25 protein-coding genes are annotated in these 25,732 nt (G+C 69.3%); 13 read left to right on the top strand and 12 right to left on the bottom strand.

Annotation, left to right across the window (positions count from 1 at the left end):
- From HD841_RS11785 to HD841_RS11775, 3 genes are read right to left on the bottom strand one after another with little or no spacing between them, the layout of a single operon-like run.
- Positions 1–753: a hypothetical protein gene (locus HD841_RS11785; RefSeq protein WP_179509082.1), complete on the bottom strand. Its 753-nt coding sequence runs from the start codon at positions 751–753 to the stop codon at positions 1–3.
- Positions 750–1,985 (bottom strand): TIGR04063 family PEP-CTERM/XrtA system glycosyltransferase, encoded by a 1,236-nt coding sequence (locus tag HD841_RS11780; RefSeq protein ID WP_179509081.1) that lies wholly within the window; start codon positions 1,983–1,985, stop codon positions 750–752. Before HD841_RS11780 ends, HD841_RS11785 begins: the two co-directional genes overlap by 4 nt.
- A 35-nt stretch (positions 1,986–2,020) precedes the next feature.
- Positions 2,021–2,911 (bottom strand): LysR family transcriptional regulator, encoded by an 891-nt coding sequence (locus HD841_RS11775; RefSeq protein WP_179509080.1) that lies wholly within the window; start codon positions 2,909–2,911, stop codon positions 2,021–2,023.
- Between the two features lie 125 nt (positions 2,912–3,036).
- Between HD841_RS11775 and HD841_RS11770 the strand changes: the two genes are divergently transcribed.
- From HD841_RS11770 to HD841_RS11750, 5 genes are all read left to right on the top strand, one after another.
- The gene (locus tag HD841_RS11770; RefSeq protein WP_179509079.1) at positions 3,037–4,011 is read left to right on the top strand and encodes a zinc-binding dehydrogenase; all 975 of its coding nucleotides are present in this window, start codon (positions 3,037–3,039) and stop codon (positions 4,009–4,011) included.
- Between the two features lie 71 nt (positions 4,012–4,082).
- Positions 4,083–4,487, top strand: coding sequence for a GFA family protein (locus HD841_RS11765; protein WP_218845519.1), 405 nt, complete (start codon positions 4,083–4,085; stop codon positions 4,485–4,487).
- A 94-nt stretch (positions 4,488–4,581) separates the two neighbouring features.
- On the top strand, positions 4,582–4,749 hold the full coding sequence (locus tag HD841_RS11760) for a hypothetical protein (RefSeq protein ID WP_179509077.1): 168 nt from the start codon (positions 4,582–4,584) through the stop codon (positions 4,747–4,749).
- Positions 4,742–6,097: a putative O-glycosylation ligase, exosortase A system-associated gene (locus HD841_RS11755; protein ID WP_179509076.1), complete on the top strand. Its 1,356-nt coding sequence runs from the start codon at positions 4,742–4,744 to the stop codon at positions 6,095–6,097. The genes HD841_RS11760 and HD841_RS11755 overlap by 8 nt, the downstream gene beginning before the upstream one ends.
- Before the next feature lie 205 nt (positions 6,098–6,302).
- Entirely contained in the window at positions 6,303–7,343 is a 1,041-nt protein-coding gene (locus tag HD841_RS11750; RefSeq protein ID WP_179509075.1) for an acyltransferase family protein, read from the top strand.
- Positions 7,344–7,443: 100 nt separating this feature from the next.
- Here HD841_RS11750 and HD841_RS11745 read toward each other — a convergent pair whose 3' ends face one another.
- Positions 7,444–8,010, bottom strand: a complete 567-nt coding sequence (locus HD841_RS11745; RefSeq protein WP_179509074.1) for a DJ-1/PfpI/YhbO family deglycase/protease — start codon at positions 8,008–8,010, stop codon at positions 7,444–7,446.
- Positions 8,011–8,121: 111 nt separating this feature from the next.
- Between HD841_RS11745 and HD841_RS11740 the strand changes: the two genes are divergently transcribed.
- The gene (locus HD841_RS11740; protein WP_179509073.1) at positions 8,122–9,138 is read left to right on the top strand and encodes a DNA topoisomerase IB; all 1,017 of its coding nucleotides are present in this window, start codon (positions 8,122–8,124) and stop codon (positions 9,136–9,138) included.
- A gap of 11 nt (positions 9,139–9,149) precedes the next feature.
- The gene (locus tag HD841_RS11735; protein ID WP_179509072.1) at positions 9,150–10,358 is read left to right on the top strand and encodes a mechanosensitive ion channel family protein; all 1,209 of its coding nucleotides are present in this window, start codon (positions 9,150–9,152) and stop codon (positions 10,356–10,358) included.
- Here the strand turns inward: HD841_RS11735 and HD841_RS11730 are convergent.
- The 3 genes from HD841_RS11730 to putA form a co-directional block, all read right to left on the bottom strand.
- Positions 10,309–10,602 carry a PIN domain-containing protein gene (locus HD841_RS11730; RefSeq protein WP_373563005.1) on the bottom strand — a complete coding sequence of 98 codons (294 nt, stop codon included), beginning with the start codon at positions 10,600–10,602 and terminating at the stop codon, positions 10,309–10,311. The genes HD841_RS11735 and HD841_RS11730 overlap by 50 nt on opposite strands.
- Before the next feature lie 113 nt (positions 10,603–10,715).
- On the bottom strand, positions 10,716–10,937 hold the full coding sequence (vapB, locus tag HD841_RS11725; protein ID WP_179509071.1) for a type II toxin-antitoxin system VapB family antitoxin: 222 nt from the start codon (positions 10,935–10,937) through the stop codon (positions 10,716–10,718).
- Positions 10,938–11,039: 102 nt separating this feature from the next.
- On the bottom strand, positions 11,040–14,015 hold the full coding sequence (putA, locus tag HD841_RS11720; RefSeq protein ID WP_373563019.1) for a bifunctional proline dehydrogenase/L-glutamate gamma-semialdehyde dehydrogenase PutA: 2,976 nt from the start codon (positions 14,013–14,015) through the stop codon (positions 11,040–11,042).
- Between the two features lie 159 nt (positions 14,016–14,174).
- On the opposite strand from putA, the gene HD841_RS11715 reads away from it, so the two are divergent.
- The 3 genes from HD841_RS11715 to HD841_RS11705 all read left to right on the top strand — a co-directional run bounded on the left by HD841_RS11715 (position 14,175) and on the right by HD841_RS11705 (position 16,703).
- The gene (locus HD841_RS11715; protein WP_373563004.1) at positions 14,175–14,633 is read left to right on the top strand and encodes a MaoC family dehydratase; all 459 of its coding nucleotides are present in this window, start codon (positions 14,175–14,177) and stop codon (positions 14,631–14,633) included.
- Positions 14,634–14,690: 57 nt separating this feature from the next.
- Positions 14,691–15,869 (top strand): acetyl-CoA C-acyltransferase, encoded by a 1,179-nt coding sequence (locus HD841_RS11710; RefSeq protein WP_179509069.1) that lies wholly within the window; start codon positions 14,691–14,693, stop codon positions 15,867–15,869.
- A 351-nt stretch (positions 15,870–16,220) separates the two neighbouring features.
- Positions 16,221–16,703 carry a pyridoxamine 5'-phosphate oxidase family protein gene (locus tag HD841_RS11705; protein WP_179509068.1) on the top strand — a complete coding sequence of 161 codons (483 nt, stop codon included), beginning with the start codon at positions 16,221–16,223 and terminating at the stop codon, positions 16,701–16,703.
- Positions 16,704–16,742: 39 nt separating this feature from the next.
- Here HD841_RS11705 and HD841_RS11700 read toward each other — a convergent pair whose 3' ends face one another.
- Complete coding sequence (locus HD841_RS11700) at positions 16,743–17,975, bottom strand: polyhydroxyalkanoate depolymerase (RefSeq protein ID WP_179509067.1); 1,233 nt, start codon at positions 17,973–17,975, stop codon at positions 16,743–16,745.
- 173 nt (positions 17,976–18,148) lie between these two features.
- On the opposite strand from HD841_RS11700, the gene HD841_RS11695 reads away from it, so the two are divergent.
- On the top strand, positions 18,149–19,918 hold the full coding sequence (locus HD841_RS11695; RefSeq protein ID WP_179509066.1) for an ABC transporter transmembrane domain-containing protein: 1,770 nt from the start codon (positions 18,149–18,151) through the stop codon (positions 19,916–19,918).
- A 570-nt stretch (positions 19,919–20,488) separates the two neighbouring features.
- Positions 20,489–21,637: a saccharopine dehydrogenase family protein gene (locus tag HD841_RS11690; protein ID WP_179509065.1), complete on the top strand. Its 1,149-nt coding sequence runs from the start codon at positions 20,489–20,491 to the stop codon at positions 21,635–21,637.
- Between the two features lie 339 nt (positions 21,638–21,976).
- Here the strand turns inward: HD841_RS11690 and HD841_RS11685 are convergent, their stop codons facing one another.
- Entirely contained in the window at positions 21,977–22,444 is a 468-nt protein-coding gene (locus HD841_RS11685; RefSeq protein WP_179509064.1) for a dihydrofolate reductase, read from the bottom strand.
- Positions 22,441–23,235, bottom strand: coding sequence for a thymidylate synthase (locus tag HD841_RS11680; RefSeq protein ID WP_179509063.1), 795 nt, complete (start codon positions 23,233–23,235; stop codon positions 22,441–22,443). Before HD841_RS11680 ends, HD841_RS11685 begins: the two co-directional genes overlap by 4 nt.
- 77 nt (positions 23,236–23,312) lie before the next feature.
- Here HD841_RS11680 and HD841_RS11675 point away from each other — a divergent pair, with 77 nt between their 5' ends.
- Positions 23,313–23,702, top strand: a complete 390-nt coding sequence (locus HD841_RS11675) for a JAB domain-containing protein (protein ID WP_373563003.1) — start codon at positions 23,313–23,315, stop codon at positions 23,700–23,702.
- A gap of 172 nt (positions 23,703–23,874) precedes the next feature.
- On the opposite strand, the gene HD841_RS11670 is transcribed toward HD841_RS11675, so the two are convergent.
- Both HD841_RS11670 and prfB read right to left on the bottom strand, forming a co-directional pair.
- Positions 23,875–24,549 (bottom strand): class I SAM-dependent methyltransferase, encoded by a 675-nt coding sequence (locus tag HD841_RS11670; protein ID WP_179509389.1) that lies wholly within the window; start codon positions 24,547–24,549, stop codon positions 23,875–23,877.
- Positions 24,550–24,599: 50 nt separating this feature from the next.
- Positions 24,600–25,727 (bottom strand): peptide chain release factor 2, encoded by a 1,128-nt coding sequence (prfB, locus tag HD841_RS11665; protein WP_179509062.1) that lies wholly within the window; start codon positions 25,725–25,727, stop codon positions 24,600–24,602.
- Positions 25,728–25,732: the final 5 nt, after the last annotated feature.

Below are 25,732 nucleotides of genomic sequence, written 5' to 3'. Positions count from 1 at the left end.
TTACGCCCGCAGGCGGCGCCGCGTGCTGCGTTCCAACCGATCGAGCAGCGACTCGATCGAAGGCGCCTCAGGCGGCGGGGACGACGCGGTCGGCGCCGGCGGCTCGACGGGATCGCTCGACTCCCGCGACGGCTCTTCACTGGCGGCGGCCGGCGGGCGCAGCGGCAGCACCGGGCGTACCGGCTCGCGCGGCACGTCGGGCAACGCACCCGGATGGAAGGCAGCGAGCGGCAGGTCGAGGTCGGCCGGGATCGGCTGCTCGACCGGCAGCGGCGTCCCCGCCGCACCGTCGTCGCTCCCGCTAATCACTTCATCCGACTCGTCCGGCACGGTCTCAATCGCCGACGGTACGGGGGGCGGCAGTGGCGTTCCCAGGTCCGCGGCGGACATCGGCCGGCGCGCCGGCGCATCGGGGTGCGCATCCGCGCGACGCAGCACCGGCACGCCCTCGTCGACCGTCGCGGCCACCTCCGACGCCGGCCTGGCCGCGAACAGCCCGCCCGCGCCGAACAGCAGGAACAGCGCCGACCAGACGACCGCCGCCGCCAGCCCGCCGCCACCGAGCGCCAGCACCCCGCGCGCCGTATCGCCGAGCGGCGGCGACGCCACCGCGATCAGCGCCGGCAGGCCGCTCTGCCATACCCAATTCTCCAGCATCGCCTGCGGCATCAGCAGGAACAGCGCCGCCGCGGCCACGCCGGCGAGTGCGCCGCCGGTCGGCGCGATCCATGCGGTCGATCGCGAACGCCTCATAAACCCGCCGGGGAACGCTGCCATGATCTATCCAGTGTCGCGGCTGCCGTCAGCCGCTGGTAAATTGGTTCGTAACGACAAATGTTTGACGACCAGTTACGCTCCCGCTCGACGAACGCCCGCGCCGCCACGCGCCGCGCCGTCCAGCCGCTGCGGTCGGCGAGCAGCGCCGCCAGCGCCGTCGCGATCGCCGCCGGATCGTCGGGGCGGAACAGCGTCCCCGTTTCGCCGTCGCGGATCAGCTCGCGATGGCCGCCGACGTCGGAGGCCGCCACCAGCTTGCCCTGCGCCATCGCCTCCAGCGGCTTGAGCGGGGTCACCAAGTCGGTCAGCCGCATCGCCTTGCGCGGATAGGCGAGCACGTCGACCAGCGCATAATAACGCTCGACCTCGGTATGCGGCACCCGCCCGACGAAGCAGATCGCACCCGCCGCGGGCGAGGCCGCCGCCTGCGAGCGGAGTGCCGCCTCCATCGGCCCGCCGCCGACCAGCACCAGCCGCGCGCGCGGTCGCGCCGCGACCAGCGCGGGCATCGCCGCGATCAGGTCGTCGAGCCCCTCGTAATCGTAGAAACTGCCGATGAAGCCGATCGTCTCCGCCTCGCCCAGCCCCAGCTCCGCCGCCAGCGCCGGATCGCGCGCCACCGGCGCACCGAACAGCGTCAGGTCGACGCCATTGGGCGACACGACGATCTTGTCGCCATCGATACCGCGCGCGATCAGGTCGCCGCGCAGCCCTTCGCAGATCACCGCCACCGCATCGGCGCGCCGCACCGCCCAGGTCTCCAGCGCCCGCGTCGCGCGATAGCGTGCCGAGCCGGCGCGCCCGGTGCCGTTGCCGACCGCGGCATCCTCCCAGAAGGCGCGGATCTCATAGACCAGCGGCAGCTCGCGCCGCCGCGCGACACGCAGCGCGGCGAGCGCGTCGAGCACCGGCGAATGCGCGTGGAGGATATCGGGCCGGAACGACTCGACCGCCGCCGCGATCCGGCGCGCGAAGGCGGCGATCCCCGCCAGCTCGCCGGTCACCCCGCCCCGCAACGCCGCCTGCGTGCGGTGGAAGGTCAGCCCGTCGACCGCCTCGACCGCATCGGTCACCATCCCCTGGCGCGGGCCGGTCACCGCCGCCACCTGCCAGCCGCGCTGCTCCTGCGCCTTGAGGATCGCGCGCGTGCGGAAGGTATAGCCGCTCTGCAGCGGCAGGCCGTGATCGAGGACGTGGAGGATACGCATGCCCCGCCCTTATGGCACAGCCACTTAAGGACGCGTCAATCCTCGCGCAGCGCCGCCAGCGCCATCGCGACGAAGGCGCGCAGCCCCGCGGTCATCCGCCGGTCGGGCAGATGGACGAGGCTGAGCGGCCGCGGCGCCGGCGCATGGTCCGGCAGCACCCGGCACAATCGTCCCGCGGCAAGATCGCTGGCCAGCGTCACCGCCGATTGCAGGATGATCCCGAACCCCGCCACCGCCGCCTCGCGCAGCGCCGCGCCATGATCGATCCGCAACTGCGGCGGCGGCAGGACGATATGGTGCGGCCCGTCCGGCCCGAGCAGCGTCCACGCCGTGTCCGCCTGCCATTGCGCAAAGCCGATCAGCCGATGCCCGGCCAGCGCTGCGGGCGTCGCCGGCACGCCATGGCGCGCCAGATAGGCCGGCGCCGCCGCAAGCAGCATCCGGTAGGGTGCCAGCGGATGCGCGACGAGCCAGTCCTCCTCCAGCGCGCCGATGCGGAACGCGACGTCGAAGCCCTCGTCGATCAGGTCGACCTTGCGATCGCCGAGCACCAGCTCCGCCTGCACCTGCGGATAGGCGTCGCAATAGGCCGCGAGCAGCGGCGCCACCTTGAGGCTGCCATAGGCGACCGGCGCGCTGATCCGCAGCCGCCCGACCGGCGTCTCGGCCACCGCGCTCGCCACCGCCTCGGCCTCCGCCACCTCGCGCAGCACCCGGCGGCAGCGTTCGGCGAACAATCGCCCCGCGTCGGTCAGCGCCAGCCGCCGCGTGGTACGATGCAGCAGCCGCGCCTGTACCCGCGCCTCGAGCGCATTGACGTGCTTGGCGACCATCGTCGCCGACAGGCCATGGTCCGCCGCCGCGGCGGTGAAGCTGCCGCGGTCGACCGCCGACAGGAACACCGCCATGCTGGTCAACCGGTCCATTCCGCACTCCTGGTTGCAATTGCCCTCACCCAATGGTGCTTACTCCGCCGCGGGCAGCACGGCAGACACATCGATCATCAACCCAGCCAGGAGCAATCGATCATGTCCGCTGCGGGCGCAAGCGCATGAGGGCGCTGTTCTTCGACCAGTTCGGCGACGCCGACGTGCTGCAATACGGCGACCTGCCCGATCCGCCGCTCGATGCGGCATCGGTGCTCGTCGCGCCGACCGCGATCGGCCTGAACTTCGCCGATATCTACCGCCGGCGCGGCGCTTATGTGCTCGACGGCGCGGCGCCGTGGATCGGCGGCTATGAAGGCGCCGGCCGCATCGTCGCACTTGGCGACGCGGTGACGGGCTGGCACGTCGGGCAGCGCGTCGGCTTCATGGATGTCGCCCGCGCGCAGGCCGACCGCGTCCGCGCCGATCCGCATCGCCTTGTCGCCCTGCCCGACGATATCGATGACCGGACCGCCGCGGCGCTGCTGTTGCAGGGCCTCACCGCGCAGTATCTGGTCGAGGAAAGCGTCGCCGTCCGTGCCGGCTACCATGTGCTGGTCCAGGCCGCGGCGGGCGGCGTCGGCCGCCTCCTCACCCGGCTCGCGACCGCCTGCGGCGCCCACGTCCACGCGCTCGCCTCCACGCCGGCCAAGCGCGACCAGGCCCGCGCCGACGGCGCGATCGCCGCCTATGATTATGCCGACGACTGGGTCGCGCAGGTCCGCACCGCCACCGGCACGGGCGTCGACGTCGTCTACGACTCGATCGGCATCACCCTGATGCAGAGCATCACCGCGCTCCGCCCGGCCGGCCGCGTGGTGATCTTCGGCAAGGCCGGCGGTCCGCCGCCGCCGCTCGATCCGCTCGTGCTGATGGAGGAGTCGAAGGGCGTCGTCGGCGGCGACCTGTGGACCTATCTCAACGGGCCGCAGAGCCGCCAGCACCGTGCCGACCGCCTGTTCGCCGCGTTGCGCGCCGGCACGATCACCGCGCCCGCGGTCACGCCCTTCCCGCTCGCCCGCGGTGCCGACGCCCACCGCCTGCTCGAAGATCGCAGCTTCGCGGGCAAGATCGTGCTGCTCGCCGGGCAGCCGGCGTAACCGCGCGCCATCTTGCCCCCGACCGCCAAAACCCGCAGATCGCCGCCACGCCAATGACGAGGGAGAATGATGTGGTCGACGGCTCGTGCCTGTGCGGAACGGTGCAATTCGCGGTGCAAGGCGCCCTGCCCGATCTTTACCAATGCCATTGCGCGCTGTGCCGCAAGGTCACCGGCGCCGCCGCCAATGCCGCGGTCATCGTCCCCGCCGCGCAATTCTCCTGGCGCCGGGGCGCGGACGCGATCCACTCGTTCGTGCGGGACACGGGGTATCGCAACGACTTCTGCACCCGCTGCGGCAGCACCGTCCCCAACCCGACCCGCGACGGCGCCAATTATTGGGTCCCCGCCGGCCTGTTCGACGCGGCGATCGACGCACAGGTCGGCAAGCACGTCTTCGTCGCGTCGAAAGCGGACTGGGACATCATCGGCGGCACCGCCCGCCAGTTCGACGGTCCGCCCGACAGTTGGGCGTGATTGCCAGGGCGGCCGGTCCGGCCGACGCACTTAACGTGGCATCAATCCCCCGCATCCCATAGGCTTGGCGGATGACCGCTGGCGCCCCGACCCCATGATCGACAATCTGTCGCTGGCGATCACCCATGGGCTGATGCTGCTCGCCGCCTGGCTGCTGCTCAAGCGGCCCGATCTCGATTCGGAGGCACCGCCGCCGCGCCACTGGCGCGGGCGCGGCCGGCCAGCCGAAACGCCGCCAGCGGACAGCCCGCCCGGTGCGTGACCTCGTCTTCGTCGCCTTCCTCGCCGCGCTGATCGGCATGGGGCTGCGGCGGCCGTTCCTGCTGGTGCTGGCCTATGTCTATATCGACATCGTCTCGCCACAGCGGCTAACCTACATCCTGCTCAACAGCGTGCCGATCTCGCTGATCGCGGTCGCGCTGGCGGTCGGCGGCTGGCTGCTGGTCGACGACAAGCGCGACAGCCGCTTCACCCCGCGCCAGGGCCTGATCGTCCTGCTGCTGCTCTATTGCGGCGCGACCACCGCGGGCGCCGACTTCCCGCTCGACGCGCGCGACAAATGGGATTGGGTATGGAAATGCCTCGCCTTCGCCGCCTTCCTGCCGCTCACCCTGCGCACGCGGCTGCGGATCGAGGCGCTGCTGCTGTTCATGATCCTGTCCGCCGCCTCGATCATCATCGTCGGCGGCATCAAGACCGCGGCGGGCGGCGGCGGCTATGGCCAGCTCGATCTCATGGTGAACAACAATTCGGGCCTGTACGAGGGCAGCACCATCTCCACCGTCGCGATCGCGATCGTGCCGCTGATCGCCTGGTTCATGCGCCACGGCACGATCTTCCCGCCCGACTGGAAGGTGAAGGGCTTCTGCCTGTGCCTGATCTTCGCCTGCCTGCTGATCCCGATCGGCACCTCGACGCGCACCGGCCTGCTCTGCATCGTGCTGGTCGCGCTGCTGTCGATCCGCAACGCGCAGCGCAAGATGCTGTACCTCGCGATGATCGGCGCCGCCGCGATCCTCGCGGTGCCGTTCCTGCCGGCGAGCTTCACCGACCGGATGAGCACGATCAAGAGCCACGACGCCGACGAATCCGCCTCGACCCGGATCGCGGTGTGGCAGTGGACGATCGATTATGCCCGGTCGCACCCGTTCGGCGGCGGCTTCGACGCCTATCGCGGCAACCACATCCGCTATGAGATCAAGAAGACCACCGGCACCGGGCCGGGCGCGGGGGTCGCCGAACAGGCGGTGACCGACAAGGCGCGCGGCTATCACAGCGCCTATTTCGAGATGCTCGGCGAACAGGGCTATCCCGGCCTCGCGCTCTGGCTGGCGATCAGCCTGATCGGCGTCGTTCGCATGGAGGTGCTGCGCCGCCGCTATCACGACCCCGCCGGCGCGTTCGGATGGGCGGGCCCGCTCGCCGCGGCGTTGCAGACGGCGCATCTCGTCTATCTGCTCGGCGCCGCCTTCATCGCGATCGCCTTCCAGCCGTTCGTCTACATGCTGATCGGCGCGCAGATCGGGCTCGACTCGTATCTCGCGCGTCGCCGGGCCGAGACCGCGCAGGCGCCGATGCGGCGACCGAAGACCGTGGATGCGACGGCGTGACGATCGCGCGCGGCCATCGGCGCAGGCCGAACCAGACCCCAATTTGCCCCGGCACCCCGGACTTGTTCCGGGGTCCACCGCGCCGCAAGAGAACAGTGCCTTCCCAAGCCGCTCTCCCCGCCGCAAAGTGTACCCCGGAACGCATCGGGGGTGACGGAGTCCCGATGGCAACCGCCCGAACCCCGTCCCCCACCCCGCCCCGGCAATGACCGAGTTGCGCGCGCTCACCAGCATCCGCGGCATCGCGGCGTGGCTGGTCGTCCTCTACCATATCCGCGGCGGCATCGCCGGCCTGCCTGCCGCGGCGGAGGCGGTGTTCGCCAAGGGCTATCTCGCGGTCGACCTGTTCTTCCTGCTGTCGGGATTCGTCATCTGGCTGACCTGGCACGTTCGGTTGCGCGATCCCGCCGCGATCCCGCGCTTCCTGCAAAAGCGCATCGCGCGCATCTGGCCGCTGCACGCCGCGATGCTCGCCGCGGCCGTGGCGCTCGCGCTGCTGCTTCGCGCCACCGGCCGCAACGACCCCGCCTTCCCCTTCGCCGAACTGCCGCTGCACCTGCTGCTCGTCCAGAACTGGGGGTTCACCGACGCGCTGCGCTGGAACGACCCGGCCTGGTCGATCAGCTGCGAACTCGCCGCCTATCTGCTGGTCCCGCTGCTCGTGCTGGCGATCGACTGGCGTCGGCTGCCGAGCGTCGCGCTGATCACGCTCGCCGCCGCGACGCTGCTGATCCTCCATGCCGCGATGCACGGCGCGGCCACCCTCGGCGAGGATATCCCGCGCTACGGCCTCGTCCGCTGCCTCGCCGAATTCGCGACGGGCACAATGCTCGCTGCCTTGTTCCTGCGCCGCCCGCGCCTGATCTGGCCCGCTGCGACGGCAGCGCTTGCGGGCGCGGCATGGTCGCTCGGCGCGCCGGAGACGCTCGCCGCCCCCGCCACCTTCGCCGCGCTGCTGCTACTGCTGGCGCTTACCTCGGGACGCCGCGGCCACCCACTGGAGGGACGTGTGCTGCACTGGCTCGGCGAGATCAGCTATGCGACCTATCTGTCGCACTTCCTGTTGTGGAAGGCGTTCAAGCTGCCGTTGGCGAGCCCCACGCTGTCCCCGCCGTTGGTCGCGGCCTATCTGCTCTTGGTGCTGATCGTGTCGGCGGGCCTCTACCACGGACTGGAACGCCCCGCCCAACGCCGGATCAACCATGGCTTCCGTCCCCGCCAGCGCGAGCGGGATCGTCCGGCATAGGCCGACTGGCGGAGGAGGACGACAGATGCGCTCCACGACGAAGCTCCGTCCTCCCCTCCGCCACCCTACCCGGCCGCGGGAGGGTTAGCTCAGACCGCCCTCACGCCTCTTCGCTCTCCTCGGCGAGCTCTTCGGCCAGTGCGTCGAGGATCGCCTGGTTGAACGCCGGGATATCGTCGGGCTTGCGGCTGGTGATCAGATTGCCGTCGACCACCACCTGTTCGTCGACCACGTCGGCGCCGGCATTCTCCAGATCGGTGCGCACCGACGGCCAGCTCGTGACGCGGCGGCCGTCGACCACGTCCGCCTCGACCAGCAGCCACGGTGCGTGGCAGATGGCGGCGACGATCTTGTCGTCCTCCATGAATTCGGTGACGATCTCGATCGCCCGGTCTTCCAGCCGCATCTTGTCGGGATTGCCGACGCCGCCGGGCAGCAGCAGCGCGTCGTAATCGTCGGTATCGACGTCATCCAGCGTCAGGTCGGGGGTGATGCTCTCCCCCTTCTCGCTGTCGTTGATGACGCCCTGGATCGGATCGGTCTTGATCGACGCGAGGCTGATCTGGACACCCGCGTCGAGCAGCGCCTGGCGCGGCTTGAACAGTTCGTCCTGTTCGAAACCGTCGGTGGCGAGGATCAGCACGCGCGCTTGGGCAAGGTCGGCCATGTCATGTCTCCTGTAGGGATGCGACGCACCAACCGTCGCGCCCGCCGCACGTTCCGGAACAGACGGCGACCTCCGCGCATTTTCGGATAACCCGGACACGAGGAGCAAAGGGTGGCAGCGCGAATAGTCTATTGCGACGACTCGAAACCCGGCATCACCCGCAAGAAGGTGCGCAACGGCTGGGCCTATTTCGCGCCCGATGGCGCGCGCATCACCGATCGCGACGAGATCGACCGGCTCAACGCGGTCGGCCTGCCCCCCGCCTATCGCGACGCCTGGTACTGCCCGCGCGCCAACGGCCATATCCAGGCGGTCGGCTGGGATGAGAAGGGCCGCAAGCAATATCGCTACCACGCCGACTTCCGCGAGGCGCAGGAGGCGGCGAAATACGAGAAATGCGCCGACTTCGGCCATTGCCTGCCCAAGATCCGCAAGCGCGTGGAGGCCGACCTGTCGGCGCGCGGCCTGGGCAAGGACCGCGCCATCGCCGCGGTCGTCCGCCTGCTCGACATCGGCCATATCCGCGTCGGCAACGAGGCCTATGTCCAGGCGAACGCAAGCTACGGCGCCACCACCTTGCGCAAGGATCACGGCCAGGTCCGCGGCGCGACGCTCAAGCTGCGCTACAAGGGCAAGTCGGGCAAGGAGCGCGACATGCAGGTCACCGACAAGCAGCTCGCCGCCACCGTCAAGAAGATGCAGGACCTCGACGAACAGCATCTGTTCGCCTGGGTGGACGACGCCGGCGAGGCGCATCCGGTGACCTCGTCCGACGTCAACGACTATATCCGCCGGGCCAGCGGCGGCGACTTCACCGCCAAGCATTTCCGCACCTGGGGCGCCAGCGTCACCGCGTTCGAGGCGCTCGCCTCGGCCGAGGTCGACCTCAGCCTCAAGGCGCTGCTCGCCCCCGTCGTCGAGCGGCTCGGCAACACGCCGGCGATCGCGCGCAAGAGCTACGTTCACCCCTCGCTCATCGACCTTGTGAAACAGGGGCAGAGCGCCTTTCGCAGGGCGCTCCGCCTGCCGCGCTCGGCGCGCTATCTCAGCCGCGAGGAACGCGGCCTCATCGCGTTCCTCGAAGCGGGAACCCCGGCGGCGCTGCCCGTGCTCAAGGCCGCCGCCTGAAAAGGCTCGTCATGTCTGCCAATACCACCGCCGCCGCCAAGGCGCCGATCTTCAACGCCGATCAGGTCCAGAACCAGATCGGCGACCTCTATTCGGCCAGCGAGATCTGGCTGCACACCCACTGGCTGCAGATCCTTATCGCCTTCGCGATCGGCGCGGTGATCGTGGTCGCCCTGCACGGCGTGCGCCGGCTCGGGCAAAAGCTGTGCGGCAAGGATGTCGGCCGCCGCGGCTGGGGCACGATCCTCGGCCGCGCCGTCACCCGCACCAGCAACTTCTTCATCATCATGCTCGCCGCCAAGCTGGTCGTCGGATATGCCGGCGCGCCCAGCCAGGTGGCGACCACGGTCAACTTCCTGTGGACGGTCGCCTCGGTGTTCCAGGCGGCGATCTGGGCGCGCGAGCTGATCCTCGGCGCGATCGAGCATCGCACCAGCAGCGAACATTACAGCGGCGAGGCGCTGCTCAGCGCGATGGGCCTGATCCGCCTGCTCGTCACCGTCGCATTGTTCGCGATCGCGCTCGTCGTCGTGCTCGACAATCTCGGCGTGAACGTCACCGGTCTGGTCGCCGGCCTCGGCGTCGGCGGCATCGCCATCGGCCTTGCCGCGCAGGGCATCTTCGGCGACCTGTTCGCGGCGCTGGCGATCATCTTCGACCGCCCGTTCCGCCGCGGCGACAAGATCAGCTACGGCACCACCAGCGGCGTCATCGAATCGATTGGCCTCAAGAGCACCCGCATCCGCGCCTTCACCGGCGAACTCCGTGTCATCAGCAACAAGCAATTGCTCGACAAGGAGATCCAGAACACCAGCGTGCGCGACCATATCCGCATCGGCTTCACCATCGGCGCGGCGTACGAGACCCCGCCCGAAACTCTCGCGCGCATCCCCGCGATGCTGAAGGAGATCGTCGAGGCGGAGGGCGGCACCGTCGCCCGCTCGGGCTTCGAGACGTTCGGCGCGTCGAGCCTCGACTTCGCGCTGCAATTCGACATTCCCGGCGACGATTGGGCCACCGCCCACCCGATGCGCGACCGCATCATGGTGAGCATCATGACCCGCTTCGCCAAGGAAGGCATCACCATCCCCTATCCGACGCAGACCACCTACACCGCCGCCCCCGACGGCACGCTGGTGATGCCCTATGCGGTGGCGGCCGATGCGCCGGTCAGTTCGGCGCCAGCCAATCCTCGCAGCGAAGGCCATCCACCCTCGTGAATTCGCCGAGATTGGCGGTGACGACGATCAACCCGCGGCTGCGGGCATGGCCGGCGATCAGGACATCATAGCTGCCGATCGACCGCCCCTGACGCTCCAGCGTGGCGCGGATATCGCCCGCATGCGCCGCGGCATCGGCATCGAACGCCAGCACCTCGAGCCGCGCCGCAAAGCCTTCGACCGCACGGCGGTTCTCGGCCGGACGCGCCGATTTTGCCGCGCCATGCAGCAATTCGGTCAGCACGATCGTCGAGATCTAAAGGCCGTCCGCTTCGGCGTTGAACCGTTCGCGTATGGTCTGCGGCCGATCGCGCAGGACGCGGATGCAGAGATTGGTGTCCAGCATATAGCGGAGCATCACAGCGACTCGCGCGGCTCGGCCTCCGGCTGCTCACGTTCGGCGAGCGCGATCCCGGGCGCGGCGAAGAAATCGTCCCATGCCCGATCGGCCGGCACGATCACCCGCCGCACGCCGTCCCGCAGGATCGTCACTTCCCGCACTCCGTCAGGGAATGCAACGTCCTCGGGCAGGCGAACGGCCTGCGAACGACCCGACTGGAACAAGGACGTGCGGGTCATTCTGTCTCCTTCGCAGCCAGACGGGATATGCAAAGGAATATACCAGACCGAGGCCAAGGCCAATCCGGACGTGGCGCGGCGCGTCGAGACCGCTCCCGCCGCTCAGATCCCCCCTTCGTCCAGCGACAGCAGCGTCGCATTGCCGCCGGCCGATGTGGTGTCCACCGACACCGCCCGCTCCGCGCAGAAGCGGTAGAGATAGTGCGGTCCGCCCGCCTTCGGCCCGGTGCCCGACAGGCCCTCGCCGCCGAACGGCTGCGATCCCACCACCGCGCCGATCATCGACCGGTTGATGTAGAGATTGCCCACCGCCGCCGCCGCTTCGGTCACCTCCGCGGCGCGGGCGATGCGGCTGTGCAGGCCCATGGTCAGGCCATAGCCCTTGGCGTTGACCCGCGCGATCGTCTCCTCCAGCTTACCCGCCTGCCAGGTCGCGACGTGCAGGATCGGCCCGAACCATTCGCGGTCGAGATCCTCGATCCGGTCGAGCCGCACCAGCGTCGGCGGCACGAATAGCCCCTCGGCCGGCGCCGGCAGCGTCTTGACGATCCGCTCGGTCACGCTCGCGCGATAGGCCATCAGCTTGTCGTAGGAGGCGCGGTCGATCACCGGCCCGACGTCGGTCGCCGGATCGGCGGGGTCGCCGAGCCGCAGCGTGTCCATCGCCCCCTGCAACATCTCGATCACCGTCTCGGCGACATCCTCCTGCACGAGCAGCAACCGCAACGCCGAACAGCGCTGTCCGGCCGAGCGGAAGGACGAGGTGACGACATCCGCCACCACCTGTTCGGGCAGCGCGGTGCTGTCGACGATCATCGCGTTGATCCCGCCGGTCTCGGCGATCAGCGGCACGATCGGGCGATCGTCGTCCGCCACCAGCGTCCGCGCGATCCGCTTGGCGGTCGCGGTCGATCCGGTGAAGGCGACCCCGGCGACGCGCACATCGGCGGTCAGCGCCGCGCCGACCTCCGGCCCGCCGGTGACCAGCACCAGCGCGTCCGCCGGCACCCCGGCGCGATGCGCCAGCGCGACCGCGAACCGCGCGATCTCCGGCGTCTGCGGCGCCGGCTTGGCGACGACGGTATTGCCCGCGACCAGCGCCGCCACCGTCTGCCCCAGGAAGATCGCCAGCGGGAAGTTCCACGGCGCCACCGTCGCCCACGCGCCGCGCCCCTCGATATGCAGCGTGTTGCGCTCGCCGGTGGGCCCCGGCAGTTCGACGGCGCGCAGCCGGCTGCGCGCCTCGCCGGCATAATAGCGACAGAAATCCGCGGCCTCGCGCACTTCGCCGATCGCGTCGGGGATCGTCTTGAACGCCTCCTGCACGCAGATCGCCATCAACCGGTCGCGATTGTCCTCGAGCAGATCGGCGAGCCGTTCGAGGCAGGCGGCACGCTCGTCGACGGACGTCCGCGACCACGCCGGAAACGCCGCGTGCGCGCGGCGGACGGCGTCCGCCACGAGCCCCTCCGCCTCGGCGGCGGGGGTGGACCGTCCCGCCGGCGCGTTGGGAGAGCCTGCCCCCGCAGGCGACAGCGGCGTCCGCACCGCCCGCACCGTCGCCTCGAGCGTCGCGACATCGCTGAGATCCAGTCCGCTCGAATTGCGATGGCCGGGTGCGAACAGGTCCTTGGGCAGCGGGATGCTCGGATGCCGCGCGCCGCCTACCGCGGCGATCTTCGCCACCGGATCGGCGAGGATCTCGTCCTCGGTCAGCCGCGCGTCCGCCAGCTGATGGACGAAGCTCGAATTCGCGCCGTTTTCCAGCAGGCGCCGCACCAGATAGGCGAGCAGGTCGCGATGGCCGCCGACCGGCGCATAGATGCGGCAGTGATAGCCGTTCTCGCGCACCAGCCGCTCGTACAAGCCGTCGCCCATGCCGTGCAGCCGCTGGAACTCGAAATCACGGGCATTGCCCGCCCATTCCAGGATCGTCGCGACGGTCAGCGCATTGTGGCTGGCGAAGGCGGGGCGGATGTTCTCCGCCGCCAGCATGTCCTTGGCGACCGCCAGATAGGACACGTCGGTCGCCGCCTTGCGGGTGAACAGCGGATAGTCGGCCAGCCCCTCGACCTGGGTACGCTTGATCTCGCTGTCCCAATAGGCGCCCTTGACCAGCCGCACGTTCATCACCCGGCCCAGCGCATTGGCCCAGGCGATCACCGGCCGCGCGCGCTTGCCATAGGCCTGCACCGCCATACCGAAGCCATCCCAGCCCTTCAGGCTCGGCAGCGCCGCGACCGACCCGATGATGTCGAGGCTCATCTCCAGCCGCTCGGATTCCTCCGCGTCGACGGTCAGCGCGATGCCCTTGCCCGCCGCCTGCACCGCCAGCGCCTCCAGCATCTCGGTCAGCGCCGGGACGCATTCGCTCCACCGGGCCACCTCGTAGCGCGGATGCAGCGCGGACAGCTTGACCGACACCGAATGGCCCGCCGCCGGGTCGCGGCCGACCGCGTCGATCGCGCCGACATAGGCGTCGAAATAGCGCTGGCCGTCGGCGAAGGTCCGCGCCGCCTCGCCGAGCATGTCGAAGCTCGCGGTGAAGCCCTTGTTCTCGGGCTTGCGCATCCGCCGCATCGCCTCGTCGATGGTGCGGCCCATCACGAAGATCTCGCCCATCCGCTTCATCGCCGCGCCTACCGCCTGGCGGACGAACGGCTCGCCGGCGCGACTGATCAGCCGGCGCAGCGGCCCGGACGGCCCCTCGCCGACCAGCACGCGGCCGACGACCAGCCCCCAGGTCGCGCTATTGACCAACTTGCTGTTCGACTGGCCGGCGTGCGCGCGCCAGTCGGCGTCGCCCAGCTTGTCGGCGATCAGCAGGTCGGCCGTCTCCGGGTCGGGCACGCGCAGGAACGCCTCGGCGAGGCTGAGCAGCGCGATGCCCTCGGACGAATTGAGCCGATATTCCTGCAGGAACTGGTTCACCCAGCCCCGGTTCTGCGCCGCGCGCAGGTCGGCGAGCAGGCCAGAGGCATGGCCCATGATCCGCTGGCGCGAATCAGGCGAGGTCGATGCACGGTCGAGCAGTGGTTTTAGAACATCGGGTTCGCTGGCACGATACAGTTGCGCCATGGATTTACGGGCGGCGGCGGCGGCAGCAGAGGACATGTTCAAGCTTTCGGTCAGCCAAGGCTTGCGAGGAACACCCTCCCGCGCCTAGAAGATGGGCCGCCTCTAGCGCCAAAAACCCAGCGCCAAAAGCCGGCGCCCGAACGCAGCGAAGGAAATCCGGTGACGACGATCAGCGTGCAGGAGATGCAGGGCCGGATCGGCTCCGAAACCGTCTCCGATTGGGTCGAGGTCAGCCAGGCGATGATCGACCGTTTCGCCGAGGCGACGGGCGACCACCAGTTCATCCACGTCGACCCCGTCGCCGCCGCCGCGACGCCGTTCGGCGGCACGATCGCCCACGGCTTCCTGACGCTGTCGCTGATGCCGCTGCTCGCGTCGAAGGTGCCCGATGCGCCGCAGCTCGCCGGCGCGACGATGGGCGTCAACTACGGGGGCAACAAGGTCCGCTTCCTCACCCCCGTCCGCTCGGGCAGCCGGGTGCGCGGTCGCTTCCGCCTGCTCGCCTTCGACGAGAAGCGGCCCGGTCAATATCAGCAGACGACGGCGTTCACGGTCGAGATCGAGGGCGCGGACAAGCCCGCGCTGATCGCCGAATGGATCAGCCAAGTCTTTGTTTAAATTACGTTTTTGACATCCACCGCCACGCCCTGTGCGTGAAGTTAGGGAAGTTTGCCCATGCGCTCTGCCGTCATCGTCTCCACCGCCCGCACCCCGATCGGCCGCGCCTATCGCGGCGCCTTCAACGACACCACGCCGCAGGCGCTCGCCGCCCATGCGATCAGCCACGCGGTACAGCGCGCCGGCCTCGACGGCGGCGAGGTCGAGGACGTGGTCCTCGGCGCCGCGCTCCAGCAAGGCCATCAGGCGGGCAACATCGCCCGCCAGGCTGCGCTGCGCGCCGGCCTGCCGACCGCGGTGCCGGGCATGTCGCTCGACCGCCAATGCGCCAGCGGCCTGATGGCGATTGCCACCGCAGCCAAGCAGATCGTGCTCGACGGCATGGACATTGCGGTCGGCGGCGGCGTCGAGAGCATCAGCCTCGTCCAGACCCCGCAGATGCGCGTCGCCCCCGACAAGCAGCTCATCGCGATGCACGGCGACATCTATATGCCGATGCTCCAGACCGCCGAGATCGTCGCCAAGCGCTACGGCATCAGCCGCGAGGCACAGGACGCCTACGGCCTCCAGTCGCAGCAGCGGACCGCCGCCGCGCAGGCCGCCGGCAAGTTCGACGACGAGATCGTGCCGCTGTCGACGACGATGAACGTGGTCGACAAGGCGACCAAGGCGGTCAGCACGCAGGACGTCACCCTGGCAAAGGACGAGGGCAATCGCGCCGACACTACGCTGACCGGGCTGCAGGCGCTGCAACCCGTCGTCGGCCCCGACGGCGTCATCACCGCGGGCAATGCGAGCCAGCTGTCCGACGGCGCCTCGGCAGCGGTGCTGATGGAGGAAAGCGTCGCCGCCGCGCGTGGCCTTACCCCGCTCGGCCGCTACGTCGGGATCGCAGTCGCCGGCACCAAGCCCGACGAGATGGGTATCGGCCCGGTCTATGCGGTGCCCAAGTTGCTCGAGAAGAACGGCCTGACGATGGCCGACATCGGCCTGTGGGAGCTCAACGAGGCATTCGCGGTGCAGGTCCTCTACTGCCGCGACACGCTCGGCATCCCGGACGAATTGCTCAACGTGAACGGTGGCGCGATCTCGATCGGCCACCCCTACGGCATGTCCGGCGCGCGGATGACCGGCCATGCGCTGATCGAAGGCAAGCGCCGCGGCGCCAAATACGTCGTCGTGACGATGTGCGTGGGCGGCGGCATGGGCGCGGCGGGCCTGTTCGAAGTGCTGTGAGTTGAAACGCCGGGCTGCCCGGCGTATATCCGGATCGGGCATTGTCATTGGTGCCCTCCTTGTATGGGCCTCGATCGTTGCAGCGGTCGAGGCCCAGAACGTTTGGGGCCCGGGTTGCAGCCCGAACCCCGCCCGTGTGCCGTTACCTGCGCTTATCAACGATCTCCACGGCCAAGGCCGCAAAGGCGATGATGACGCCCAGGATTTGACACAAGTCGGTCACCGTCATTGGTGGCACCTCCTTGTTCGACGGCAGGGTTGCCGCCGTCCGGGATCGTGACCGAAGCGGTCTCACCGCGCAACCAACCCCCGTTGCGCTCGTTCTCCCGGCAACCCCATAGGAGACGACGCATGGCCGATCAGCACAGCCCACAGGAAATCGCCGCCAAGTTCCTCGAGAAGCTGCGCAGCAGCCCTTACGTGATGATCGGGCTCATCGACGGCGAGCATTCCGAGCCGATGACGGCGCAGATCGACGACGATCAGCCCAATACGCTCTTCTTCTTCGCCGGCCGCGACAATCGCATCGCCAAGGGCGGCGACGCGATGGCGCAGTTCGTCGGCAAGGGCCATGACTTCTTCGCCTGCCTCGCCGGCACGGTCACGACCGACAATGATCCGGCGCTGATCGACAAGCTCTGGGACAATCAGGTCGAGGCATGGTTCCCGGGCGGCAAGCAGGACCCCAATCTCACGCTGCTGCGCTTCGACATCGACAGCGCCGAATTGTGGGAGACAGACGTATCGCTCTCCGGGCGCGTCAAGATGCTGTTCGGCGGGACCATCCGCGGCGACGAATCGAGCAGCCACGCCGTGGTCGACTCGGTCGCCTGATCCGACGCGAGGGGGCGGCCAGTGCCGCCCCCTCAGCCGTCACGCGTTGGCGGCGATCCATTCCTCCACCACCGGCGCGACGCGGTTGCGCCACTTGGACCCGTTGAAAATGCCGTAGTGGCCGGCGCCTTCCGCCATGTAATATCGCTTCTTCGCGTCGGGCAGGTTGGTCGCGAGCGTCAGCGCCGCCTTGGTCTGGCCCAGCCCCGAAATGTCGTCCCGCTCGCCCTCGATCGCCAGGATCGCGACATCGGTGATCGCGCCGGGATCGACCCGACGCCCGCGATGCAGCATCTCGCCCCTGGGCAGCGCGTGCTTCTGGAACACCAGCTCGACCGTCTGCAGGTAGAATTCGGCGGTCATGTCGCAGACCGAGCGATATTCCTCGTAGAAGCTCTTGGTCGCATCGGCGCTTTCCTCATCGCCCTGGATCAGATGTTTGAACATCTCCCAATGCGACATCATGTGGTTGCCGAGGTTCATCGACATGAAGCCGGCGAGCTGGAGGAAGCCCGGATAGACCTTCCGCCCGCCGCCCGGATACATCATCGGTACGGTCACGACCGCATTCTGCTCGAACCAGGCGTGCGGCCGCTCGGTGGCGAGCGTGTTGACCGCGGTCGGCGCCTCGCGCGTGTCCACCGGGCCGCCCATCATCGTCAGCGAGCGCGGACGGCACGGGTTCTGGTCGGCGCTCATCAGCGCGACCGCGGCATAGCAGGGCACCGACGGCTGGCAGACCGCCAGCATGTGCGTGCCCCCCTCGCCCGTGTTCGGGCCGATCGCCTCCAGGAAGGCGATGAGATAATCGATATAATCGTCGAGATCGAAGCGCCCGTCGCTGAGCGGCACCAGCTTCGCGTCGCGCCAGTCGGTGATGTAGACGTCGGCACTCGGCAGCATCCGCTCGACCGTGCCGCGCAGCAGCGTCGCGAAATGGCCCGACATCGGCGCGACGATCAGCAGCTTCGGCCCACCGTCGACACCCTCGCGGCGGAAGCGCTTGAGCTGCCCGAACGGCTTCTGCAGCACGATCTCCTCGTGCACCGCGACCTCGCGGCCGTCGACGGTCGTACGGGTCAGGCCGAAGGCCGGCTTGCCGCGGGTGGCGGAGGCATGGGCGAACACCTCCAGCGCCGAGCTGACCACCGCGCCGCCATCCATATACGACCACGGGTTCGCCGGATTGCGCATCCAGTCCGCACCGAAGCTCGCCATGGCGCTGGCCCCGGCGAGCATCGAGCGCTGCATTTCATAGGCATCGTAGAGCATGCTGTATCTTCGCCCGCAAAGGTTTCCGTATACGTAACGTATAACACGTCCGACGCAATCGGACCAATGCGCCGGTCCGATCAGTCTGAACGCCCGAGACACCGGACGAGGGCCGGCGTCGCGGGCGCCGGTGCCGTTGAGCCGCCCCGCCCCGCCTGCTAGGCGCGGTAAAGATGGCCAAATTCCCCGTACCGACCACCCGCCGCCTCGGCGACCTGCGCCTCGTCTGGGATCGCGTCCTCGCCTATCCGCGCCAGCTCGCCATCGCGCTGGCGGCGCTCACCACCACCTCGGCGGCGACGATCGGCATCCCCTATGGCTTCAAGCGCGTGATCGACCGCGGCTTTGCGCCCGGCGGGGAAGGTTCGGTTGCCGCGTCGTTCCATTATCTGCTGATGATCGTCGCGGTGCTCGCCGTCGCCACCGCGATCCGCTTCTATTTCGTCTCGTGGCTCGGCGAGCGGGTCGTCGCCGATATCCGCACGCAGGTGCAGGCGCATCTGCTCGGCCTCACCCCGCGCTTCTTCGAGGAGAACCGCCCGTCGGAGATCGCCTCGCGGCTCACCTCCGACACCGCGCTGATCGAGGGCGTCGTCGGCAGCACCGTGTCGATCGCGCTGCGCAACACCTTCACCGGCGTCGGCGGCATGATCTACCTCTTCGCGCTCTCGCCCAAGCTTGCCGGCATGCTGCTGCTCGGCATCCCGCTGATCATCCTGCCGGTCACGGTGCTCGGCCGCCGCATCCGCAACCTGTCGCGCGCGTCGCAGGATCGCGTCGCCGACGTCGGCTCGCTCGCCACCGAGACGCTGGGCGCGATGAAGATCGTCCAGGCGTTCGGCCAGGAACCGCGTGAGGCGCAGCGCTTCACCGCCGCGGTCGACGCCACCTTCGCGGCGGCGAAGCGCCGGATCGGGCTGCGCGCGGTGATGACCGCGATCATGATCTTCCTGATCTTCGGGTCGATCACGCTCGTGCTCTGGGAAGGCGCGACCGACGTCGCCGCCGGCCGCATCACCGGCGGCGCGATCGCCGCCTTCGTGCTGACCGGCGGCATCGTCGCCGGCGCGTTCGGTGCGCTCACCGAAGTCTATGGCGATCTGCTGCGCGGCGCCGGTGCGGCGGGCCGCCTCGCCGAGCTGCTGCGCGAACAGCCCGAGATCACCCGCCCCGCCGCACCGATCCCGCTCCCCGTCCCGGTCAGCGGCGCGCTCACCTTCGAACATGTCCGCTTCCATTATCCGACGCGGCCCGACGTCGCCGCGCTCGACGACTTCACGCTCGCCATCCGCGCCGGCGAGACGGTCGCCGTCGTCGGCCCATCGGGCGCCGGCAAATCGACGCTGTTCCAGCTCGCCGAGCGCTTCTACGATCCCGCCGAGGGCCGCATCCTGCTCGACGGCGTCGACCTGCGCGAAGCGGACCCCGCCGCGATCCGCGCGCAGGTCGCGATGGTGCCGCAGGACACGGTGATCTTCGGCGCCAGCGCGCGCGACAATCTCCGCTATGGCCATTGGGAGGCGACCGACGACGAACTCTGGGCGGCGGCGGAGGCGGCCAACGCCGCCGACTTCCTGCGCGCGCTGCCGCAGGGTCTCGACACCAACCTCGGCGAGGGTGGCGCGCGCCTGTCCGGCGGCCAGCGCCAGCGGGTGACCATCGCCCGCGCGCTGCTGCGCGACGCGCCGATCCTGCTGCTCGACGAAGCCACCAGCGCACTCGATGCGGAGAGCGAGCGGCTGGTGCAACAGGCGCTCGAACGGCTGATGGAGCACCGTACGACTCTGGTCATCGCCCACCGGCTCGCGACCGTTCGCGCCGCGCAGCGCATCGTGGTGATGGATCAGGGCCGCATCGTCGAGGAGGGCAATCACGCCTCGCTGATCGGCCGCGGCGGCCTGTACGCCCGGCTGGCGAGCCTGCAGTTCAACGAGGCGGCGTAAGAGGGCTAGGCGGGATCGACAGTCAAGCTCGGGCGATAGCGCCGGCTCCGGCAGGGCAAGGCTTTCGTGTCGACGTTCGCTTGGGTCCGCCGCCTTGTCATCCCACCCCGTCACCCCGGACGTGGTCCGGGGTCCACTCTGCGGCGAGGAGAAAGGCTTGATGGGACGCCGTTCTCTTGTCGCCCGGTGGACCCCGGAACGAGTCCGGGGTGACGGATGGAGGAGGACGCCGACACGAACCTCATCACCGGAGCCATAAGCGATAGTCCTCTCTCCCAGAGGGAAAGGATTGGGCTGAATGTCGATCGGGCCTAGTCCCTCCTCTCGACCGTCATCCCCGCGCAGGCGGGGATCCATACGCGTGAACCGTGCGACTCTATCGCTGACGTCAGCGGCTATGGATCCCCGCCTCCGCGGGGATGACGATGTGATGGGGCGGCGTCACGCTCCCCCTCGTCATCCCGGCGAACGCCGGGATGACGAAAGGGGGGATGAGCGAGGACAGCGGTATCTTGATCCCGCGCCCGTCCACGCCCATCACCTGTACGGACAGCAGATCAGGAGAGAGCAATGCGCGACCATGACATCGTCGTCTATGGCGCGACCGGGTTCACCGGCCGCCTCGTCGCCGAATATCTCGTCCAGCAGGGCGTGACGCGCTGGGCGATGGCCGGTCGCAGCCGCGCGAAGCTCGAAGAGGTGCGCGACCTCATCGGCGCGCCCGCGGATACGCCGCTGATCGTCGCCGACGCCGCCGACCCCGCCTCGCTCCAGACGATGGCCGGATCGACGCAGGTCGTCGTCACCACCGTCGGCCCCTATCAGCTCTATGGCGCGCCGCTGGTCGCCGCCTGCGTCGCGGCAGGCACCGCTTATGTCGATCTGTGCGGCGAGCCGGCGTGGATGCGGCAGATGATCGACGCGCACCATGCCGCCGCGCAGGCGAGCGGCGCGCGCATCGTCTTCTCCTGCGGCTTCGATTCGATCCCCTTCGACCTCGGCGTGCTGACGCTGCAGGAATGCGCTCGCGCCAAATACGGCCACCCCGCGCCGCGCGTGAAGGGGCGCGTCCGTGCGATGCAGGGCGGCTTCTCCGGCGGCACCGCGGCGAGCCTCAAGGCGACATTGGCCGCCGCGGCGCGCGATCCGTCGATCCTCGGCCTGCTCGCCAACCCGTTCGCACTGACGCCGGGGTTCAGCGGCCCGCACCAGCCGGCCGGGCTGTTCCCCGAATTCGACGCGACGCTCAACACCTGGGTCGCGCCGTTCATCATGGCGGCGATCAACACCAAGAACGTCCACCGCACCAACTTCCTGCTCGGCCACCGCTACGGCACCGACTTCGTCTACGACGAGATGATGGTCGCCGGGCTCGGCGAGATGGGCAAGGCGGCGGCGGAGGCGATCGCCAAGCTCAACCCGCTCGCCAGCGACAAGGGCCCCAAGCCCGGCGAAGGCCCGAGCAAGGCAGAGCGCGACGCCGGCCATTACGACCTGTTGTTCGTCGGCCTGATGCCGGACGGGGCGCGCTTCGACGCCGTCGTCACCGGTGATCGCGACCCCGGCTACGGCTCGACCAGCAAGATGATCGCCGAGACCGCGCGCTGCCTGTTGGAAACCGAGGGCGCCGGCGGCATCTGGACGCCGGGGGCCTTGCTCGGCACCACGTTGCGCGACCGGTTGCAGGACAAGGCGGGACTGACTTTCACCGCCGGATGATGCGCTGCGGGCGCCGGCGGCTGTGCGGACCTGGGCGGGATCGACATTCGGGCTTCGGAGAAAACGCCTGTCCCGCCAGAGAGGGCTATCGCCTATGGTCGTTCGTTCGGGTCCGCCGCCTTCCTATCCACCCCGTCACCCCGGACTCGTTCCGGGGTCCACCGGGCCGCAAGGGAACGGTGTCCCATCAAGCCTTTCTCCTCGCCGCAGAGTGGACCCCGGAACGAGTCCGGGGTGACGGATAGGAGGAGGACGCCGATCGAACCTCATCACCGCAACCATACGTCCGAAGAGAGTGCCCCCCCAATAGGGACGAATCGGGCTGGCTCTCGACCCCGCCTACGGCCGGACCAGCGTCACGAAGCTGTAGGCCGGCCGGTCGCCCTCGGCGGCGACATCCTCGCGCGCCAGCTCGCGCCAGCCGTCGAACCCGGGCATCGCCACGTCGCCCTCGGCGGCGATATGCACCTCGGTCAGTTCGATCCGGTCGGCGCGGTCGAGGAACAGCGCGAACACCTCCGCCCCGCCGATCACCGCGACGTCGTCGCCGGCCAGCGCCAGCGCCGCCGCGACGGAATGCGCCACCTCCGCACCCGGCGCCGACCAGTCGCGGTCACGCGTCAGCACGATATGCCGCCGTCCCGGCAGCGGCGACGGAAAGCTCTCGAACGTCTTGCGTCCCATCACCATCGGCCGCCCGAGCGTCATCGCCTTGAAGCGCTTGAGATCGGCCGGCAGACGCCAGGGCAGCCCCCCGTCGCGGCCGATCACGCCATTGTCGGCGCGCGCCAGATGGAAGCTGATCATACCGACACCGGCGCCTTGATATGCGGCTGCGCCGTGTAATCGTGCAGCACGAAATCCTCATAGGCATAAGCGTCGATCGACTCGGGCCGGCGCAGGATCTCGAGTCGCGGCAACGGCCCCGGCGTCCGCGTCAGCTGCAACCGCGCCTGGTCGAGGTGATTCGCGTAGAGATGGCAGTCGCCGCCGGTCCAGATGAAGTCGCCGACCTCCAGCCCGCATTGCTGCGCGAGGATATGCGTCAGCAGCGCATAGCTGGCGATGTTGAAGGGCACGCCGAGGAAGATATCCGCCGACCGTTGATACAGTTGCAGCGAGAGGCGGCCGTTGGCGACATGCGTCTGGAACAGGCAGTGGCACGGCGCCAGCGCCATGGCGTGGAGGTCGCCGGGGTTCCAGGCGGAGACGATCTGGCGGCGCGAGGCAGGCTGCGTCTTGATCTGCGCGATCAGTTCCGCGATCTGGTCGATGTGCCGACCGTCCGCTGCCACCCAGTCCCGCCATTGCTTGCCATAGACCGGGCCCAGATCGCCGGCCTCGTCGGCCCATTCGTCCCAGATGCTGACCTTCTGCTCCTGCAACCAGCGCACATTGGTGTCGCCGCGCAGGAACCAGAGCAGTTCGATGATGATCGATCGCAGGTGCAGCTTCTTGGTGGTGAGCACCGGGAAGCCCTGCGCCAGATCGAACCGCATCTGCGCGCCGAAGACGGACAGGGTGCCGGTGCCGGTCCGGTCCATCTGCGCCGCGCCGCTGGTCAGCACGCGGTCCATGAGGTCGAGATATTGCCGCATCGGCGCCGCCTACCGCGTGGCGCCGATTTGGGCGAGCTTTTTGCTGCGTAAATCCGGGTGCGTGGCAAAGGTCGATCGTGCCGGACAGTCCCGCTCCGATCGTCATCCGCGATGCCCGTGCGGCCGCCGCGCTGGTCGCCGGGCTGGCCGACGGCGCGATCGAACGCGCGGTGGTGCTGTATCTCGATCCGGAATGGCGGCTTCTCGGTCGCTCCGACTTCGTCGGCCGGGCGGACAGGGTGATGCCGCCGCTGCGCACGATCATCGCCGAATCGCTACGCCTCGATGCCGCGGCGCTGGTGCTGGCGCACAGCCACCCCAGCGGCGATACCCAGCCCAGCGCTGCCGATCTGGCCTACACCCGCGTGCTGGGCCGGGTGGCGGAGCTGCTCGACATCGTGGTGGCCGATCATCTGATCGTCGCCGGCACGCGGGTGGCAAGCCTGCGCGAGGCGGGACTGATGTGAGCGCCGGTCCGCTACGCCGCGGGCGATCGGCCAGCGGATTGGCGAACAGGATGGTTCGCGCGGCAGCGCGGAGGACGGCCGTCACGCAGCTGGTGGACAGGATCGCGAACGCCCCCACGGGCGCGACACCTCCGCGGCCTCTGCGCCTCGGCGCGGGCCATGGCGATTCGCGCTAGCGCAGCACGCAGGGCTTGATCGCGTCGGACTCCGGACGCGGGCCGATGGCGCGGAAGGTCGCCATATAGCCGCCCGCCGACGGCATCTCGGTCATCGCCACCTGCCGGTAGCCGACCGCCTCGAACTCGCAGCGCAGCAGCGCGGGCGGCGTGCCGTGGTTCTGCGTCTGGCGATCGGCATCGACCACCACCACCAGCCCGTCCGGCTTCAGCGACGGCCGCAGCCGCCACAGGAACTCATAGGGCTGCGCGATCTCGTGATACATATGGACCATCAGCACGCGGTCGAAGCTCGCATCGGGCAGCTTGGGGTCGGCCGGCGCCCCCAGCCGGACCGAGACGTTCTCCAGATCCTCGCGCGCCACCCGTTCGGCGAGCGTGTCGCGGACGCTGGCGACGATATCCTCGGCCAGCACCCGCCCCGACTTGCCGACGCGCTGCGCCAAGCGGATCGTGTAATAGCCCTCGCCCGCGCCGATGTCGGCGACGGTCATACCCTTGGCGATGCCCGCCTTGTTCATCACCTCGCTCGCCTCGTTGAGCCGGTCGCGCGCCTCTTCGTTCGACCAGCGCGACGAGACGATATGCGCCACCGGCCGATCGGCGACGGGGAACAGCATCGGCTGTTCGTCGCGCTTGATCAGCGGCTTGGACCCGTCGCACGCGGCCATCGCCAGGCACAGGACGCCCACCGTCGCCGCGCTCAGGGTCCGGCGCAGGCTCAATCCACGTCCTCCACCTCGACCTTTTCGCCGGTCACGCGCTGCGACAGCGCCGCCGCCATGAACGGATCGAGCGCGCCATCGAGCACGTCGCCCGGCGCGGTCGAGGTCGTGCCGGTGCGCAGGTCCTTCACCAGCTGATACGGCTGGAGCACGTAACTGCGGATCTGGTGCCCCCAGCCGATATCGGTCTTGGTGGCGTTCTCGGCATTGGCCGCCTGCTCGCGGATCGCGAGTTCGCGCTCGTACAGGCGGGCGCGTAGCTGGTTGTACGCCTCCGCCTTGTTCTTGTGCTGCGAACGCTGGTTCTGGCACTGGACGACGATGCCGGTCGGGATGTGCGTGATGCGCACCGCCGAATCGGTCGTGTTGATGTGCTGGCCGCCCGCGCCGGAGGCACGATAGGTGTCGATGCGCAGGTCGCTCTCGTTATATTCGACCTGGATGTCGTCATCGATGACCGGATAGACCCACACGCTCGAAAAGCTGGTGTGGCGCCGCGCCGCGCTGTCATAGGGACTGATGCGGACGAGCCGGTGCACGCCGCTCTCGGTCTTGGCATAGCCATAGGCGTTCTCGCCCTTGATCAGCAGCGTCGCCGACTTGATCCCCGCCTGCTCGCCGGCGTGATAGTCGATCAGCTCGACCTTCATGCCGCGGCGCTCGGCCCAGCGCGTGTACATGCGTTGCAGCATGCCCGCCCAATCCTGGCTCTCGGTGCCGCCCGCACCCGAGTTGATCTCGATATAGGTGTCGTTGGCGTCCGCCTCGCCGGCGAGCAGCGCCTGGATCTTGTCGCGATCGGCACGCTCGGCGAGCGCGGCGAGCGCCTCGACGCCCTCCGCCTCCATCGCGGTGTCGCCTTCGGCCTCGGCCATCTCGATCAGCTCGACGGTGTCGTCGAGCTCGGACTGGATCGCGCGCGTCGCAGTGATCGCCTCGTCGAGGCGGCGACGCTCGCGCATCACCTCCTGCGCGGCCTTGGGATCGTTCCACAGCGCCTGGTCCTCGACCCGGGCGTTGAGTTCGTCGAGACGGCGGAGCGCACGGTCCCAATCGAGGAACCGGCGCAGCAGCGCCAGCGCCTCTTTGATGCTGTCGACGTGGGACTGCGCTTCGGCGCGCATGGGAA

The organism is Sphingomonas melonis, from assembly GCF_013409985.1.
Taxonomy (GTDB): domain Bacteria; phylum Pseudomonadota; class Alphaproteobacteria; order Sphingomonadales; family Sphingomonadaceae; genus Sphingomonas; species Sphingomonas melonis_A.
Note: the sequence above shows the minus strand (reverse complement) of the source record. Positions and strands in the feature narration are given on the sequence as shown.

Excerpts from the sequence above, each read along its gene's own strand:
- HD841_RS11760 (WP_179509077.1), top strand. The coding sequence starts at position 4,582 with ATGATCGACAATCTGTCGCTGGCGATCACCCATGGGCTGATGCTGCTC.
- HD841_RS11750 (WP_179509075.1), top strand. The coding sequence starts at position 6,303 with ATGACCGAGTTGCGCGCGCTCACCAGCATCCGCGGCATCGCGGCGTGG.
- HD841_RS11685 (WP_179509064.1), bottom strand. The coding sequence starts at position 22,444 with ATGATCAGCTTCCATCTGGCGCGCGCCGACAATGGCGTGATCGGCCGC.
- HD841_RS11785 (WP_179509082.1), bottom strand. The coding sequence starts at position 753 with ATGAGGCGTTCGCGATCGACCGCATGGATCGCGCCGACCGGCGGCGCA.
- HD841_RS11745 (WP_179509074.1), bottom strand. The coding sequence starts at position 8,010 with ATGGCCGACCTTGCCCAAGCGCGCGTGCTGATCCTCGCCACCGACGGT.
- HD841_RS11710 (WP_179509069.1), top strand. The coding sequence starts at position 14,691 with ATGCGCTCTGCCGTCATCGTCTCCACCGCCCGCACCCCGATCGGCCGC.
- HD841_RS11690 (WP_179509065.1), top strand. The coding sequence starts at position 20,489 with ATGCGCGACCATGACATCGTCGTCTATGGCGCGACCGGGTTCACCGGC.
- HD841_RS11775 (WP_179509080.1), bottom strand. The coding sequence starts at position 2,911 with ATGGACCGGTTGACCAGCATGGCGGTGTTCCTGTCGGCGGTCGACCGC.
- vapB (WP_179509071.1), bottom strand. The coding sequence starts at position 10,937 with ATGACCCGCACGTCCTTGTTCCAGTCGGGTCGTTCGCAGGCCGTTCGC.
- HD841_RS11670 (WP_179509389.1), bottom strand. The coding sequence starts at position 24,549 with ATGGCCGCGTGCGACGGGTCCAAGCCGCTGATCAAGCGCGACGAACAG.
- HD841_RS11780 (WP_179509081.1), bottom strand. The coding sequence starts at position 1,985 with ATGCGTATCCTCCACGTCCTCGATCACGGCCTGCCGCTGCAGAGCGGC.
- HD841_RS11695 (WP_179509066.1), top strand. The coding sequence starts at position 18,149 with ATGGCCAAATTCCCCGTACCGACCACCCGCCGCCTCGGCGACCTGCGC.
- HD841_RS11705 (WP_179509068.1), top strand. The coding sequence starts at position 16,221 with ATGGCCGATCAGCACAGCCCACAGGAAATCGCCGCCAAGTTCCTCGAG.
- HD841_RS11735 (WP_179509072.1), top strand. The coding sequence starts at position 9,150 with ATGTCTGCCAATACCACCGCCGCCGCCAAGGCGCCGATCTTCAACGCC.
- HD841_RS11680 (WP_179509063.1), bottom strand. The coding sequence starts at position 23,235 with ATGCGGCAATATCTCGACCTCATGGACCGCGTGCTGACCAGCGGCGCG.
- HD841_RS11700 (WP_179509067.1), bottom strand. The coding sequence starts at position 17,975 with ATGCTCTACGATGCCTATGAAATGCAGCGCTCGATGCTCGCCGGGGCC.
- HD841_RS11770 (WP_179509079.1), top strand. The coding sequence starts at position 3,037 with ATGAGGGCGCTGTTCTTCGACCAGTTCGGCGACGCCGACGTGCTGCAA.
- putA (WP_373563019.1), bottom strand. The coding sequence starts at position 14,015 with ATGGCGCAACTGTATCGTGCCAGCGAACCCGATGTTCTAAAACCACTG.
- prfB (WP_179509062.1), bottom strand. The coding sequence starts at position 25,727 with ATGCGCGCCGAAGCGCAGTCCCACGTCGACAGCATCAAAGAGGCGCTG.